We start from the raw sequence: 12568 nt of genomic DNA on the forward strand, positions 1-12568 counted from the left end.
ATGCAAGTCGCGGCCGCGACCGGCCGCATCGCGCGGCAGTCTACAAGCCGGCGACATCGCTCGTCATGCCCCAAAATTCGGAGCAATCGGAGCAATCGCGGAAGAGATTTTAGAAGCGGAAAAGCTGATACGGCGACGCGAGCACTTGTGCACGCTCGCTCTCGTCGACGATCAGCGCGTCCAGAAACTGCCGGTTCTTGTCGTAAGCCTGCGTAGCCTCGAACCGCGTGTGCGGCCAGTCGCTGCCCCACAGCAGGCGATCAGGCCCGTAGGCCTTGCGCAGCAGCGGATAAGCCGCCTTCGCAAACTCCTCGCCCGCCGCGCCGTTGCGATACGGCGCCGAGATCTTGACCCAGACGTTTTTCGTCGCCCCCAACTTCAGCACCGACTGAAAGCCGGGATCGGCGACGCCGAGTTTCGGATCGGGCAGCGCATAGTGATCGAGCACGACGGTGACGCCGTGGTCAAGCAGCTGCGGCGCGAGCAGCGCGAGATCGGACGCGTTGCGCTGGACCTCGACCTGCCAGCCCACGGCTTTCACATGTCCGAGCAGCGCCTTCCATTCGCTCGCCGCGAGATCGGGCAAGGGCTGGCCGACGAGATTAAGACGGATGCCTGCAACGCCGGCGCGGTCGAGCGTACGCAGCTCGTCCGCAGGTACAGTGGGATCGACCACGGCGATGCCGCGCAGGCGGCCGTTCGCCGCCTTCAGGCTCTCGACCAGATAGGAATTGTCGGTGCCGAGAAAGCTCGGCTGCACCAGCACGCCATGGGTCATGCCGTTGCGGTCGAGCTGCTCCAGATAGAGCGCCAGTGGTGCGTCGTAGTCGGGCGCGTAGCGCCGGCCCGGCGCGAGCTTGAGGCCGCGGTGAAAGACATGGGCGTGGGTGTCGATCGTCGGCAAAGCCGTCTCACTCCTGGCTGTGGTCGCGCTCGCCATCACGAGCGAGGCGAGGCTCGCACCAAATTGGCGGCGCGTCAGGCCGCGCTGGACGAATGTCATGGCTCTTGCTCCCCATCCGGCGTCAGGCGCGCGTTGCCACGGCCTGTTCAAAAACCTTGCCGCGGGTTTCGGGCAGCATCAGAACCGCGATCAGCACCAGCGAATAGGCAAATGCCGCATCGATGCCGATCGCCGGTCCGAGCCCGATGTGATCGCTGAGAAAGCCAACCAGGAAGGGGAATGCGGCGGAGACGATACGGCCGAAATTGTAGCAGAAGCCGACGCCGGTGCCGCGCACGCCGGCGGGATAGAGTTCGCTGAACAGCGCCGCCATGCTGGCGGGAATGCCTGCCGAGAAGAAGCCGAGCGGGAAACCAAGCACCAGCATCTGCGCATTGGTCAGCGGCGCGAAGATATAGATCAGCACGGTGACGATACAGGCGCTGGCGAACAACGCCACGTTGGCTCTGCGGCCGATCCGGTCGCTCACGATGCCGCTGGTCAGGCAGCCGCAGAAGAAGGCGATGATGATGACGGCGAGATAGCCGCTGGAGCCCAGCACCGACAAATGCCGCACCTCACGCAAATAGGTCGGCAGGAAGGTGGTGAGCGCGGCATAGCCGCCATGGGCGCCGATGCCGAACAGGCCGCCGATCAAGGTCGAACGCAGCACGTCGCGGTGGAAGATGCCGGAGAGCGTGGCGAAGAACGGTGTCTTCTCAGCTGCCACGGCACGCGGCGGCTCCTTAAGGCCGCGGCGGATGAAGATGATGAGGAGCGCCGGCAACAGCCCCAGCGCAAACAGCAGCCGCCAGGCGATATCCGCCGGCGCATAGGTGAAGACCAGCGCCGAGAGCAGCACGGCGGCGCCCCACCCGACCGCCCAGGCGCTCTGCACCGAGCCGAGCGCCTTGCCGCGATGCTCGGCGCGGATGATCTCGGCCATCAGCACCGCGCCGCAGGCCCATTCGGCGCCGAAGCCGAGGCCCTGGATCGCCTTGAGGATCAGCAGTTGGGTGTAGGTCATCGCGAACGCGCAGGCGAAGGTCGCGAGCGCAAAGGTGGCAACGGTGATCTGGAGCGCCTTGACGCGGCCGAAGCGATCGCCGAGCGCGCCGCCGAGCCAGCCGCCGAACGCACCGAAGAACAGCGTGATCGAGCTGAGCAGGCCGGCATCGGCCTTGCTGATGCCGAACGCCGCGATCAGTGCGGGAATGGCAAGGCCGAACATCTGGACGTCGAGCGCGTCCAGCGCCCATCCGCCAAAGCTTGCCCAGAACGTGCGCCGCTCCAGCGGCGAGCTTTCACTGTACCAGTTCGACATGTTTCCTACCCCTGTACTCGTTTATTGATTGGTGTCGTTGAAAGCCGCTTCAGCGGATCTCGGCGTGATAGCGGAAGCGATCGGCCGGCCCGCGCGAGCGGCGCCATTCGATCGGCCACCGCTCGAGGTCCAGCGCGAGGCGCTCGATCACGATCAGCGGCGCATGAGGCGCGAGCCTGAGCAGGCGCGCCTGCATCTCGTTGGCGGTCTCGACGGTGAGGATTTCCTCGGCCGAGACCACCACCTCGCCGCAGCGCTCCTCGTAGAGCGGATACAGGAGGTCGCCGAACTCGGCGGTGTCGATCTGAAGGATCGGCGCGAAGCGCGACTGCTGGAGCCAGATTTCTTCGGCGAGCAGCGGCACGTCGTCGATCAGCCGCAGGCGCGACAGGCTGATCACCGGCTCGCCGACGGGAATGCGCAGCGCGGATGCGACCGCCGATGTCGCCGGCACGCTTTTGCGCCGAATGATGCGGCTTTGCGGCACGCGCCGCTCGCCGCTCTCGGACTGGAAGCGGAAGAAGCGGAACAGCGAGGAGTTGAAGCGCGCGCGCCGCACGAAGGTGCCGCGGCCCTGCTGCCGCTCCAGCACGGCATCGGCAACGAGCTGATCGATCGCCTTGCGAACGGTGCCGATGGCGACGCCGTAATGCGCAGCCAGTTCGGCCTCCGACGGGATCGGCTCGCCCGGCCGCCATTCATTGCGGTTGATCCGCGCGGCGAGGTCGTCGCGCAGGCGCTGGTAGCGTGGCAGGCGGTCGTCAAGCGGCGCTGAATTCATGTAGTCATATAGATGACTACATGAAATCCAAGTCAAGGACTACTCGGATACCTCGGGGACAGATCCTGCCGTCGCCGTCTACGACGCCGGGCTGGCTGATTTCACCAGCCCGGCGTTTGCCGAGATCGTTAGTACGAATACGGGTAGGAAGACGCCGTGTTCGGCAGGCACGGAGGCTGCTTGTAGGGTGCGGAGGCATACGCGCCCTCCGCCGGAGCCCTGACGCAGTAGTCGGCCGTCGCCTCGGTTGTGGCGCGCGGCGGGGCGACGTGGCGCGCGGATGCGGCCTGAGTCTGGGTGACGGCGGCAGCGATCAGGGCGGCCGCAACAAGGGTCAATCGGGTCATTGGCTTTCTCCGGGTGACAAGTGAAAACCGAGATGTTTCGGCTTCCACGGTGCAGGACCCGAAAGCTACCAGGGATAGTTCATCACGCGTCTTCAACGACCCGCGACTCGCTTCAACGAAACGCGATTCACATTTGAAAGCGCGCTACCCGAGTTGAAATACCGCGACCGGCTGCTCGTAGCCGCGCACCTCGACCTCGCCGAGCGCGACGGCATCGTCGCCGTCCTTACCGAGCGCTTCGCGCACGGACGCGGAGATCAGCAGCTGCGAGCCGAACTCCTTGTTCAGCGCCTCCAGCCGCGAGGCGAAGTTCACGGTGTCGCCGATGACAGTGTATTCCTTGCGCCGGGGCGAGCCGATATTGCCGGCGACCACCTCGCCGAAATGGATGCCGATGCCGATGCGCAGCGGCCAGCTGGTCTCTGCGTTGATGTGGTCCATCGCGGTCAGCATCTCGCGGCCGGCAGCAACCGCGCGATGCGCGGCGTCGGCGGCCTCCAGCGGCGCACCGAACAGCGCGAGAAAGCCGTCGCCGAGAAACTTGTTCACGATGCCGCCTTCGCGGTCGAGGATGTCGACCAGCACGGCAAAGGCGCCGTCGAGCCGGTCGACCACCTCCTGCGGGGTGCGCGTCTGCGCGCCGGCGGTGAAGCCGCGGAAATCGACGAACATCACGGCGACACGCCGGAGATCGCCGCCTGCGCTGGTTCCCGCCGTCATCAGCCGCTCCACCACCTGCGGGGAGACGTGCTGGCCGAACAGATTGGTCACCCGGTCGCGCGCGGTGGCGGCCGCGATGCTCGCGGCGAACTGCCGCCGCAATTGCGCCCCGACGGCGCCCGCCAGCACGCCGCAGATCAGGATGACGGTGCTGCGCACTGCGTGGAAGTAGATCAGGGGCTCGCCGGCGTCGCTCACCGAATTGAAATACAGCGCGACGGCCAGGAGTTCGGCCCCGGCCACGAATCCCGTGAAGGTGGACAGCCAGAAATCGAGCCGCAGGGTCGAAAGAATGACGAAGATGAAATAGACCAGTGGCAGCACGAAACCGAGCGCCTGGCTCGCGCCCATGCTGCGGATCTGCAGGATCAGGATGATCGTCGGCAGCGACGTTTCGATAAAGGCGCCGATATAGCGCCGGATCACCGGCAGGTCGCGATCGAGCTTGAGGTTTCGCCTGATCTGGCTGTGGACCCAGGCCTCGAAGAGGATGAAGCCCCCCACGAGGATGTATTCGCGGACGAGGCCCTCCGTCCCGTGCCAGACCCGGTTCACGAGAGCAGGGTCGATCAGGAAGGTCGAGGTGAGGAACAAGATCATGACGCAGCCCGTGACGATCAGTGTCCGCACCCGCAGCAGCTCGGTGCGCAGCACTTCGCGCGTGAGCTCGCGCTCGAACTCCTCAGACATCACGGCATGTTGCCGGGCCTTCCTGCTCGCAAACTTGGCCATTCCACCCCTCGATTCCGGGGCATTGTGCCTCAATCCAGCGTGCGGCGGAAGCGCGTCACGGCGATGGTCATGGCGAGCGCCATCAGGGCTGCCAGCGCCAGCGTATCGAAGCGCAAATTCTGCATGCTCGCGCCCTTCAGCATGATGGCGCGGACGATGCGCAGGTAATGCGTCAGCGGCAAGGCCTCACCGACATATTGCGCCCAGGCGGGCATGCCCGCGAACGGGAACATGAAGCCGGACAGCAGAATGCTCGGCAGGAAGAACATCATCGACATCTGCATGGCCTGGAGCTGATTCTGCACCAGTGTCGAGATGGTGTAGCCGATCGACAGGTTGGTGGTGATGAACAGCGTCGAGAGCAGCGCCAGCAGAAACAGATTGCCGAGCACGGGCACGCCGAACAGGCCGACGCCGATGCCGATGATGAGGAAGGCCTGGAGGAAGCCGACCAGCACGTAAGGGATGATCTTGCCGAACATCACCTCGACCGGCTTGATCGGCATCGACAGCAGGCTCTCCATGGTCCCGCGCTCGACCTCGCGCGTAACCGAAAGCGCCGTGAAGATCAGCATGGTCATGGTGAGGATGGTGCCGACGAGGCCCGGCACGATGTTGAGGCTGGAGGAGGCCGCCGGATTGTAGCGGGCATGCGCGCGGATCTCGAACGGCATCTCCGGGGGATCGCCGATGTAGAGATCATGCTTGAGCGCGGTCTGCACGACCATGCCGAGCGAACCGATCGCGGCGCTCGCCGCGACCGGATCGGTCGCATCGGCCGCGACCAGCAGCGCCGGCCTGTCGCCGCGCCGCACCGCGCGCTCGAAGCCGCGCGGGATCTCGACGCCGAACAGTACCTTGCCCGACTTCAGGAGATTGTCGAAATCCTCGACGTCATGCACCTCATAGAGGAAGCGGAAATAGGCGGTGTTCTCCAGCGCCTTCAGGATCGAGCGGGCGAGATCGGAATCCTCCTGGAGCAGCACCGCGCTCGGCAGATGGTGCGGCGTGGTGTTGATGGCGTAGCCGAACAGCAGCAGCTGCATCACCGGGAGCATCACGATCATCGCGAACGACACGCGGTCACGCCTGAGTTGGATGAACTCCTTGATCAGCATCGCGTAGGAGCGCCGCAGGAAGCCGAAGCGTTCCCGGATTTCGTGCGATGGCGCGGAACGATCGACGGTGCTCATTGGAAATTGTCCCTGGAGCGGCCCATCAGCTCGATGAACACGTCTTCGAGCGAGGGATGCGACTTCTGCCAGTGCAGGCCGCTTTGCTCGTGCCACGGCGCGATGCTGGCTTCGAGCGCGGCGACGTCGCGCCCCGAGACGTGCAGCGAGGTCCCGAACGGCGCCACCATGTCCACGCCGGGCTTGCCGGTGAGCGCGGCCGCGAGCTCGTTCAGGTCCTCGCCCGTGACGGTGTAGGTCGTCAGCGCGGATTTCGCGATCACCTCCTCCACCGTGCCATGCGCCAGCAGATGGCCGTAGGCGATGTAGGCGATCTCGTGGCAGCGCTCGGCCTCGTCCATGTAATGGGTCGAGACCAGCACGGTGAGGCCGTCCGCGGCGAGCGCGTGGATCTCGTTCCAGAAATCGCGCCGCGCCTTGGGATCGACGCCGGCGGTGGGCTCATCCAGCAGCAGCAGTTTCGGACTGGGCAGCGTGCAGGCACCTAGCGCCAGGCGCTGCTTCCAGCCGCCGGAGAGCTCGCCCGCAAGCTGCTCCTCCCGCCCGGAGAGTCCGAGCCGCTTGATCATGTCGCGCGCAGCCCCGCGCGCGTCAGCGAGGCCATAGAGCCGCGCGACGAATTCGAGATTCTCGCGCACCGACAGGTCCTGGTAGAGGCTGAAGCGCTGGGTCATGTAGCCGACCTGGCGCTTGATCTTTTCGGCATCGCGGCGGATGTCGTAGCCGAGGCAGGTGCCCTCGCCGCTGTCGGGCGTCAGCAGGCCGCAGAGGATACGGATGGTGGTGGTCTTGCCCGAGCCGTTGGGCCCGAGGAAGCCGTAGATCGAGCCGCGCTTCACCTGCATCGACAGATCGTGCACGACCTCGCGGCCGCCGAACGACTTGGTCAGGCCCTTGACGTCGATCGCGATGCCGTTGCCGCCGTTCATCGCTTGTCCGCCACCGGGGTCTTCGGATTGAGATAGACGTCGATCGGCTGCCCGACGCGCAAGGCATCGGGCCGCGAGGGCCGCGCCTGGATCAGATAGACCAGCTTGTTGCGCTCCTCGAGGCTGTAGATGACGGGCGGGGTGTATTCGGCCGACGTCGCTATGAAATAGATCTTGGCGGTAAGATCGGCGGCGCAATTGTCGCAGCCGATGCGCACCGTGTCGCCGATCGCAAGCTTCGGCAGCTCGGTCTCGGGCACGAAGAAGCGCAGCTTCATGTTGCCGGGCGGCATGATCGACAGCACGGGCCGCTGCGCCGCCACCATCTCGCCCTCGCGAAAATAGATCTGCTGGATGGTGCCGGCGACCGGGGCAAAGCCCTTGCGCCGCGCCATCCGCGTCTCCGACGTCACCACCCGCGCTTCCGCGACACGCAAGGACGACACGGCAGAGTCGAGATTGGCCTGCGTGCCGGAACCGGTCTTGTTCAGCGAGGCCGCGCGATCATAGGTCTGCTGCGCGTTCGCCAGCGTCGCCTTGTTCTGGTTGAGATCGGCGAGCTGGAGATCGTCGTCGACGGAATAGAGGGCATCGCCAACCTTGACTTCGTCGCCTTCGCGGACGTTGAGCTTCGTCACCCTGCCCGCTTCGTCCGGGCTGACGAAGATCATGTCGGCCTCGACCCAGCCCTGGAAGCCGGGATCGCGCTTCTCCTTGCAGCCGGCAAGTCCGGTTGCAAGCACGAGTGCCAATGCAAATGCAGAAAATACCCGCGACGACGTCATGTCGTCCTCCGTTCGCCAAAAATCAGATCGAGATGGACGCGCAGCATCTCCTGCGCATCGAGCGGCGCATGCCGCGCAAACAGGCTCTGCCAGATCACCGCGATCATCGCCGGCGCGACCAGGATCTGCGGAAAACGCGCGAGGTTCCTCTCGCGTATCTCGCCGCGGGCAATGCCGAGTTCGATCAGCGCGCGCATGCCCGCCATCCCGCGCGAGACCACCTCGCGGTAGTAGAAATCGGCCACGGCCGGAAAGCGCGGTCCTTCCGCCACGATCAGGCGCACGAGATCGCCGCGCCTGGTGCCGATGACCTCCCTCAGGAAGTTGCCGGCGAAGGCCTCGATGAGATCGCGCACCGATCCCGTCGGTGGCGGCAGCGCATTGAGCCGCGCCACGACGGGCACGATGACGATGCGCACCAGCTCCTCGAACATCGATTCCTTGTCCTTGAAGTGCAGGTAGATCGTGCCCTTGGCGACGCCGGCGCGCTTGGCGATGTCGTCGAGCCGTGTCGCGGCAAAGCCACGGGCGATGAATTCGTCCATCGCCGCTTCCACGATTGCCGCACGGCGCTCCGCCGCACGCGCCGCGCGGTTCGAGGCGGGCGCCTCTTCGCCGGCGTCGGGCGCACGGCCCTGCGCATTGGCGCGAGCGGCGGATGACGTTGCGGATTTGGTCGGCTTCCTCGTCATTCTCAATTTATGACTGACTAGTCAGTCATAGTCAAGACAGCCACGCGAACCCAATCGATCAACGAATTAGTATTGACTAATGCATTAGCCATCGCTAATTTAATTCCCATGATCGAAGCCTCCACCAACCCCGTCACGACCGTGATGCGTGCCCTCGCCGACCCGACGCGGCGCGCCGTGTTCGAGCGCGTCTTCGAGAGCAAGGAGATCAGCGTCGCCGATCTGACGCGCGGCAGTGGCGTCACCCAGGGTGCGATCTCGCAGCACCTGAAATCCCTGAAGCAGGCCGGCCTCGTCGCCGAACGCGCCGAGGGCCGCAATGTCTACTACCGCGCCGCGCCGCAAGGACTCGAGCCTCTGGTAACCTGGATGGATCATTACGGCGTGTTCTGGCGCGAGCGCTTCCAGAACCTGCGTGACCTCTTGAAGGAGATCGATCCGTGAGTGCAGCCGCGTTGAAAGCCGAGACGAAAGACATCGTGATCGATGAGGTCTTCCCTCACGCACCCGCGACGATCTGGAAGGCGCTGACCAGCGCCCAGCTGATCGCGCGCTGGCTGATGCAGCCGACCGGCTTCGAAGCCGTCGAAGGCAACAGCTTCACGTTCCAGACCACTCCGGGCGGCAATTGGGATGGGGTGATCCATTGCCGGGTTCTCGAGGTCGTGCCGAACCGCCGCCTCGTCTACGCCTGGAAGGGCGGCGACAAGCGCAACACCGGCTACGGCGCGCCGCTCGACACTTTCGTGACGTGGTCCCTCACCCCGGTCGAAGCCGGCACGCGGATCCGCCTGGTTCACGCAGGCTTCGTCCTGCCGAGGAACGAGTCCGCCTACACGGTCATGAGCGGCGGCTGGAAGAAAGTCGTCAAGCAGCTCGACGAAATCAGCGGCGAAGAGTGAGGAGTTATCGCGATGACCAACCCTTTTACCGGCGGCTGCGCCTGCGGCGCGATCCGTTATTCGATCACCGATGAGCCGCTGTTCAGCAATCACTGCCAATGCCGGGACTGCCAGCGGGAAAGCGGCGGCGGCCACGGCTCCTACATGACCTTTGCGCGCGCCGGTGTCACTGTGACAGGTGAAGCCAAACACTGGGACATGGTCGGCGACAGCGGCAATGTGAAGACGCGCGGCTTCTGCACCCAGTGCGGCGTGCCTGTCTACCTGACGTTCGCCGCAATGCCCGACATCTTCACCATCCGCGCGGCAAGCCTTGACGAGCCTGCCCGCTACAAGCCGCAAGTCGTCACCTACGCCGCACGCGGGCATGACTGGGATCGGCTCGATCCCGACCTGCCGAAGTTCGCAGGCATGCCGCCGGCGTGAGGCGCTAGCCAAACTCCAGCACCATGCGGCCGTCGATCTTGCCGGCCTTCATCCGGTCGAAGACGCCGTTGATCTCTGCAAGCGGCACCTTCGTCACCTCGGCCTTGACCTTGCCGTCGGCGGCGAATGCGATGGCCTCTTCGAGATCACGGCGGGTGCCGACGATGGAGCCGCGTACGGTGATGCGCTTGAGCACGACGTCGAAGATCGGCGTCGGGAATTCGCCCGGCGGCAGGCCGACGAGACTGACGGTGCCCTTGCGGCGCACCATCTTCAGCGCCTGGGCGAACGCGGCGGTCGAGACTGCCGTCACCAGCACACCGTGGGCTCCGCCTCCGGTCGCGGCCAGCACCTTGTCCACGGCATCGGCCTCAAGCGCATTGACCGCGAGATCGGCGCTGGCCTCACGTGCAAGGGTGAGCTTGTCCTCGGCGATATCGACGGCGGCGACCTTGAGCCCCATCGCCCTCGCGTACTGGATCGCGACGTGGCCGAGCCCGCCGACGCCCGAGATGACCACCCACTCGCCGGGCTTTGCCTCGGTTTCCTTCAAGCCTTTGTAGGTGGTGACGCCAGCGCACAGGATTGGCGCGATGCCGGCAAAATCGATCGTCGCCGGCAGCTTTGCGGCGAACGCAGCCGAGGCAATGACATATTCGGCGAAACCGCCGTTCACGCTATAGCCGGTATTGTGCTGGTGCTCGCACAACGTCTCCCAGCCGGTCTCGCAATACTCGCACGACATGCAGGCATCGTGCAGCCAGGCGACACCGACGGCATCGCCGACTTTCAGGTTCTTCACGCCGGGCCCGAGCGTGGCGACGATGCCTGCGACCTCGTGGCCTGGGATGAACGGCGGGACCGGCTTCACCGGCCAGTCGCCCGAGGCGGCGTGCAGATCGGTGTGGCAGACGCCGCAGGCCTTCACCTTGACCAGGACCTCGCCGGGACCGGGCTGCGGAACCGGCACCTCCTCGATCACCAGCGGCTTGCCGAATTGTCGGACGATTGCGGCTTTCATGGTCGGCATGGATCTGCTCCTCTGCAAGATGCGAAGCAGAATAGCCAGGCCGCGCGCCGCTCCTTTGATGGGAGTCAAACAGCACAAAGTTTGCGCAGGCACTCGCGCCATCGTGACGCCGCGATGACAACGCGGCGCGAAGCGCGGGAGCCTTGTCAGCTATGGAACTTCAAGCCATCGACGATCTTGTCGATCACCTTGCGCTCGGCGCGCATCGCGATGCCGACGAGATTGAGATCGACCCGCGCCACCGCCCTCACCGCCTCGCGGTTGGCGGCATCGTGCGTCGTCGTGAACATGTCCTCGGTATAGACCGCCGGCTTGACGTTGCGCGCAAGCGCACGATCGAGCGCGCGTGACAGCGCAGGACCATCGGCACCGTAGATCAGGATCGGCTGGCCGATCAGCGAAAGATATTTCGTGCTTGAAGCGTCCTCATAGGACTCGCCGATGCATTCGGGAAACGCAGCCGCGATGCCACTGGTGAGAAAGGCCGCGACGTTGAGCTTCTGCCAGGCCTGGAGATCGGTCCGGATCACGACGGCGATCTTGGTGTCGAACTGCATGCAATTCCTCGTATGTCATTCCTGGGGCAATGCTACGCATCGCCCCGAAATGACGGCAAGAGGAATTAGCCCTTGGCGTCGCAGGCCCAGGCGCGGATCACGCATTCCTTGCCGCCGTATTTGTAGCATTCGCGCGTGGCGGCATTGAGCGAGGCGGAAATCTTCGGCTTCACGGCATAACCATAGGCGCCGCAAGGATTGGACAGATCGACCGACATCGCCGCGCAGGCGCGCTTCATCGTCACGGTCGTGCAATCGCCCTTGCACTGCTTCTGCGCCGCGGCGCGGGCTTCGTGCTCGGCGCCATAATCAAAGGCCTGGCCAAAGGTGCCGCACTTGCCGACCGCAAACGCACCGGCCGCATGCGCATCCGTGATATGACGAGCGCCCGCGACACACACCGACAGCGCAAAGAAAAACATCGCGCAACGGCGCGCGACGACGTTCGAAGTCATGGAAAAACCCCTCCCCCCAAGGCAGGTGGAGGCGACTGTAAGCGGCGGTCGTTTCCACTTGGTGAACGAGTGGTTGAAAAGCGATGCCGGAGTAGTGATGTCGAACCTACACTTTATAGTTGTATTTTCTGATCGTGATATTTAAGGTCGTCGAGCACCTAGCGGACAGCCGGAGGAGGCGACCATGCGTCCAATCAAAACAATGCTGTTGGGAATGATAGCGTCGGCCTGTCTGATCGGACTTCCACCCGCGCGTGCGCAGGCCGTGAACTGGACCTGGACCAACCAGTACGGCTCGACCCTGGCCATCACCGGCTTCGACCAGAACTCGGGCGCGATCACGGGGACCTACACCAACAACGCAACAAGCAGCTGCGATGAGGGCAAACCGCTGCCTGTGACGGGTTGGCTGGCCTATGGCAACACAGGCACTGCGATCAGCTTCTCGGTGAATTTCGTCGGCTGCGGTTCAACCACGGTCTGGACCGGACAGCTCAACGCCGCAACGGGTTTCCAGGGATTGTGGTATCTGTCCCTCGCCGAAGCCGCCGCCTGGAACGGCATCAGCGCAGGCGCCGACACATTCACGTTCAGCAGCGCAAACAAGGCTCAGCTCACGAAGAGCGGCGTCGAACTGAAAGCCGTCGGCGTCGAGAAGCTGTCGAATACCAAGCGGTAACCCGGACGCAACGACGATCGCCGCAGGGTGGCGAATGCGAAGCGCGCCCACCAATTGCAGCGTCGTAGGGTGG

The 12568-nt window shown here is 64.7% G+C and carries 16 protein-coding genes; 4 read left to right on the top strand and 12 right to left on the bottom strand.

Annotated features, from left to right (window positions below; genetic code table 11):
* Positions 1 to 109: 109 nt before the first annotated feature.
* The 9 genes from RAD15_RS29765 to RAD15_RS29805 form a co-directional block, all read right to left on the bottom strand.
* On the bottom strand, positions 110 to 1003 hold the full coding sequence (locus RAD15_RS29765; RefSeq protein WP_458181779.1) for an amidohydrolase family protein: 894 nt from the start codon (positions 1001 to 1003) through the stop codon (positions 110 to 112).
* Between the two features lie 22 nt (positions 1004 to 1025).
* A complete protein-coding gene (locus tag RAD15_RS29770; protein ID WP_458181780.1) occupies positions 1026 to 2267 on the bottom strand; it encodes an MFS transporter in 1242 nt (413 codons plus the stop codon).
* A gap of 49 nt (positions 2268 to 2316) precedes the next feature.
* The gene (locus RAD15_RS29775) at positions 2317 to 3048 is read right to left on the bottom strand and encodes a GntR family transcriptional regulator (protein ID WP_458181781.1); all 732 of its coding nucleotides are present in this window, start codon (positions 3046 to 3048) and stop codon (positions 2317 to 2319) included.
* A gap of 128 nt (positions 3049 to 3176) precedes the next feature.
* Entirely contained in the window at positions 3177 to 3395 is a 219-nt protein-coding gene (locus RAD15_RS29780) for a hypothetical protein (protein ID WP_458181782.1), read from the bottom strand.
* A 144-nt stretch (positions 3396 to 3539) separates the two neighbouring features.
* Positions 3540 to 4847, bottom strand: coding sequence for an adenylate/guanylate cyclase domain-containing protein (locus RAD15_RS29785; RefSeq protein WP_458181784.1), 1308 nt, complete (start codon positions 4845 to 4847; stop codon positions 3540 to 3542).
* Positions 4848 to 4876: 29 nt separating this feature from the next.
* Complete coding sequence (locus tag RAD15_RS29790) at positions 4877 to 6040, bottom strand: ABC transporter permease (protein ID WP_458181785.1); 1164 nt, start codon at positions 6038 to 6040, stop codon at positions 4877 to 4879.
* Complete coding sequence (locus tag RAD15_RS29795; RefSeq protein ID WP_458181786.1) at positions 6037 to 6969, bottom strand: ABC transporter ATP-binding protein; 933 nt, start codon at positions 6967 to 6969, stop codon at positions 6037 to 6039. The genes RAD15_RS29790 and RAD15_RS29795 overlap by 4 nt, the downstream gene beginning before the upstream one ends.
* Entirely contained in the window at positions 6966 to 7754 is a 789-nt protein-coding gene (locus RAD15_RS29800; protein WP_458181787.1) for an HlyD family secretion protein, read from the bottom strand. Before RAD15_RS29800 ends, RAD15_RS29795 begins: the two co-directional genes overlap by 4 nt.
* A complete protein-coding gene (locus RAD15_RS29805; protein ID WP_458181789.1) occupies positions 7751 to 8446 on the bottom strand; it encodes a TetR/AcrR family transcriptional regulator in 696 nt (231 codons plus the stop codon). The genes RAD15_RS29800 and RAD15_RS29805 overlap by 4 nt, the downstream gene beginning before the upstream one ends.
* 108 nt (positions 8447 to 8554) lie before the next feature.
* Between RAD15_RS29805 and RAD15_RS29810 the strand changes: the two genes are divergently transcribed.
* The 3 genes from RAD15_RS29810 to RAD15_RS29820 are packed head-to-tail and all read left to right on the top strand — an operon-like array spanning position 8555 to position 9774.
* Entirely contained in the window at positions 8555 to 8890 is a 336-nt protein-coding gene (locus RAD15_RS29810) for an ArsR/SmtB family transcription factor (RefSeq protein WP_458181791.1), read from the top strand.
* Positions 8887 to 9348 carry an SRPBCC family protein gene (locus tag RAD15_RS29815; RefSeq protein WP_458181793.1) on the top strand — a complete coding sequence of 154 codons (462 nt, stop codon included), beginning with the start codon at positions 8887 to 8889 and terminating at the stop codon, positions 9346 to 9348. Before RAD15_RS29810 ends, RAD15_RS29815 begins: the two co-directional genes overlap by 4 nt.
* A gap of 12 nt (positions 9349 to 9360) precedes the next feature.
* Positions 9361 to 9774 (top strand): GFA family protein, encoded by a 414-nt coding sequence (locus RAD15_RS29820; RefSeq protein WP_458181795.1) that lies wholly within the window; start codon positions 9361 to 9363, stop codon positions 9772 to 9774.
* 4 nt (positions 9775 to 9778) lie between these two features.
* On the opposite strand, the gene adhP is transcribed toward RAD15_RS29820, so the two are convergent.
* The 3 genes from adhP to RAD15_RS29835 all read right to left on the bottom strand — a co-directional run bounded on the left by adhP (position 9779) and on the right by RAD15_RS29835 (position 11816).
* Positions 9779 to 10804, bottom strand: coding sequence for an alcohol dehydrogenase AdhP (gene adhP, locus RAD15_RS29825; RefSeq protein WP_458181796.1), 1026 nt, complete (start codon positions 10802 to 10804; stop codon positions 9779 to 9781).
* Positions 10805 to 10950: 146 nt separating this feature from the next.
* Complete coding sequence (locus RAD15_RS29830) at positions 10951 to 11361, bottom strand: DUF2000 family protein (RefSeq protein WP_458181798.1); 411 nt, start codon at positions 11359 to 11361, stop codon at positions 10951 to 10953.
* A 65-nt stretch (positions 11362 to 11426) separates the two neighbouring features.
* The gene (locus RAD15_RS29835; RefSeq protein ID WP_458181800.1) at positions 11427 to 11816 is read right to left on the bottom strand and encodes a DUF4189 domain-containing protein; all 390 of its coding nucleotides are present in this window, start codon (positions 11814 to 11816) and stop codon (positions 11427 to 11429) included.
* 184 nt (positions 11817 to 12000) lie between these two features.
* Between RAD15_RS29835 and RAD15_RS29840 the strand changes: the two genes are divergently transcribed.
* Positions 12001 to 12495, top strand: coding sequence for an avidin/streptavidin family protein (locus tag RAD15_RS29840; RefSeq protein ID WP_458181802.1), 495 nt, complete (start codon positions 12001 to 12003; stop codon positions 12493 to 12495).
* Positions 12496 to 12568 lie beyond the last annotated feature (73 nt).

Source organism: Bradyrhizobium sp. 14AA (assembly GCF_054185205.1).